The sequence below is a fragment of the Bacillus sp. 05T31 genome, from assembly GCF_056396725.1.
In genome coordinates this window covers 1-2,938 of the sequence record NZ_JBFTMA010000571.1, presented here as the reverse complement: position 1 = coordinate 2,938, position 2,938 = coordinate 1, and the positions used below count along the sequence as shown (strand labels likewise).

The 2,938-nt window shown below is 33.9% G+C and carries 2 protein-coding genes and 1 pseudogene; all 3 read right to left on the bottom strand.

What is annotated here, in order from left to right; genetic code table 11:
* The coding region (locus tag AC1DJR_RS24365; protein ID WP_477003702.1) for a HelD family protein at positions 1 to 1,813 on the bottom strand (1,813 nt) is incomplete at its 3' end.
* A 117-nt stretch (positions 1,814 to 1,930) separates the two neighbouring features.
* Positions 1,931 to 2,674 carry a class I SAM-dependent methyltransferase gene (locus AC1DJR_RS24360; RefSeq protein WP_429688276.1) on the bottom strand — a complete coding sequence of 248 codons (744 nt, stop codon included), beginning with the start codon at positions 2,672 to 2,674 and terminating at the stop codon, positions 1,931 to 1,933.
* Positions 2,675 to 2,856: 182 nt separating this feature from the next.
* Positions 2,857 to 2,938: pseudogene (locus AC1DJR_RS24355) on the bottom strand (gamma-glutamylcyclotransferase family protein); the annotation flags it as partial.

Sequence of the window (2,938 nt, the reverse complement as noted above, 5' to 3'; positions counted from 1 at the left end):
CATATATATCACGGCATTCATCRTCTGTTCTTCCRATTACCGCRATTGTTTTCACATCTTCAGTTTGCAAATGCTGTAATGTCTTTAAAACTTCAGTAAATTGGTCCTCTGCCAGAATTACTTTCACGTCTTCACCGCTACGGAAAACTGGAGTTGCGAGTCCCACTGGAATCTCTGCATTTTTAATTATTTCATTCGCGAATTCAATAATTTCTTTTGTAGAACGATAACTTCTCGTCAATTCATAATAACCTGTTTCTTGGAATACTTCCTTAAAGGCACCCCAGTCTTCAATTCCTTGATAATCATAAATCGCTTGAGATAAATCACCTAATATAGTGAAAGAATTACCTAGTGTAATTTCTTTTAATACATATACTTGGAATGGCGAGAAATCTTGCGCTTCATCAATAACGACGTGATGGAACTTTTGTCCAATTTCAATTCCTGTTATGCGATGTTGTATGTAAATTAAAGCTGGTAAGTCTTCTACATACACTTCTTTTTTACGACAATTCTTTTCTGTTTCTTGAACAAGTTCTTCAGGTAATACTTCGAGTATTTCTTTACTCTTTATCATTGAATTATATAGTGAAATCGGGCTCATTTTCGGCCAAAAATTCATATATGCGTTCAATCTCTTTGTCGCTTCTTTTTTTAGTAATTTTTTCTCGTTTGTTTCTCCAAACTTTTTAAGCTCAATTTCAATCCAGCGCTTCATACGGCCGACTAAACGTTCTCTTCTTTTCTTTAATGGATAGTGTTTATATTCAACCTGCATCCATTTTTTAACGTCTTCCACTGGAATAACAGCTTTATCCCATGCCTCAAAATCTTTTGTTGGCACTAAATCTTTTTCAAATTGAATCATTCTTTCTTCAATAAACGACTTAAATTCCAGCGTGCCTTTCAATTTACCTAGCATAACCTTTTTTTCATCGCGATTAATTGAGAAAGCTTCTTTCAATTTTTCTTCTGTCTGCTTCAGTTTCACCGAACCATCTAACGTACGTAATGCCCAATCTGGAAACGTTGTTTGACTAATATTTCCTACACCTAACTCAGGAAGTACACTTGAAATATAGTCTAAAAACAAACTGTTTGGAGCGAATACGATCATTCTCTCCGCTTCAAGTTGTTCACGATATTCATAAATTAAAAAAGCAAGGCGATGTAAAGCGATCGTTGTTTTTCCGCTCCCTGCAACCCCTTGAATTAATAACGGTAAGTTTCTTTCCGCACGAATAATATCATTTTGCTCCGATTGTATAGTCGAAACGATATCTTTCAATTTATTATCTTTATTCTCACCTAATCGATATAGAAGAAAATCATCAGCATGTGAGACATCTTCATTTCCTTTCACATATGTATCAACAACACGTTCTAGTTCTCTCTTTCGAATCGAAATGTTTCGTTTTAAATAAACATCGCCTTCTACTAATCCGTCTGGTGAATGATAAAATGCTAATTCTTCACCACCGGTAAATGAATAAAACATACTTGCGACAGGTGCACGCCAATCAATTACAATTGGTTTCATCGTATCTTTATCCGAAACACCTACTTTACCGATGTAAATCGGCATTACGTCTTCCTTGCCATCCTCCTGAAAGTCTAATCTTCCAAAATACGGCTCATGTACACCAATACGTAAGCTTTGTCTATTAGACTCCCTCATACTTTCAAGAATTTGCTCTTTAAAATCTTCTCCATAATAAACCGGGATTTTTTCAAGCTGTTCTAATTGATCATCCATCGTACTTAAAGTATCTTTCATTTTTTGTAACTCTTCGTCAAAAATGTTGTTCATTTGATGATTCCCTCCTGTCCGTTCCAATTTTTTCAGTCGAAATATAATTGTATTAAAAATCCATTCATAAAGTCAATATTTTTAGTAAGAATTTTCTAAATTAAAAAAGAGTAGAGATTAATCCCTACTCTTCCTTACTTTAATTCGATATGCCAAACATTCATTTAATGTTGCCAATTCTTTATATTTTCGTTTTTCAAAATCATATGCTCCCCCAGGGAAGAATCCCATAATACTTAAACCAGCTTCAGCACATAGATTGCTAATCTCATCTACCGTATAACATCGTAAAGACTGTGTTACTACATCATTTGGATAATTAGGGTCCCACCAATGATCTAACATTCTTTCATTTATACTATCATATTCATATTTTCGCATAGCTGCACTTAAGGGCATTTCTTGTCCACTTACTTTTTTCCAATACAATGGTTGATAAATATCAATAAGTGCACATCCATCATCCTTCATCCAATTTTTAATCCGTTTTAATAGAATCAATTGCTCATCATCTGTTCCTACACCAAATCCATCTAAATAACTAACAACATCAAACTTTTCTTCAAAGTTAATTTTATAAAAATCAGCGCAATGAATATCTATATTATTAGTAGAATGTTCTTTTGCAAACATAACTAACTCTGGTACAAGTTCAACCGTAGTCATTTTCACTTGTAACCTAGACATCGCCCTTGCAAATCTACCATTTCCTGCTCCTAGTTCTAACATCGCTTGAAATGGATGACCAACTTGTTCTTGAACTTCTTTAGCAACCTGCTCTAACCAGCTTTCTGTATTGATATCGTAATTCGACAGTTCGAATTGTTTTTGGTAAAATTCCTTCACATTTAATTCGTTCATTATTATTCTCCTCCTGCACTAGATTTTTCTGCTACAGGTGAGAAACTAAATTTCTGACACCCATGAAAAAAAACCATTCTTATTTCTCTATATTTACAATTTATCAAAATAATAGGAATTTTGAAAGTACCAATATAAAAAGCAGATAATGGTCGTTTCCACTATCTGCTCTATAGCTGCTTTTATTTTCCTTGTTGATACTCCACCCAATCACCAGAAATGATAACTTTCTTTAGCATCTCTTTATCTTGAGCAATATACACA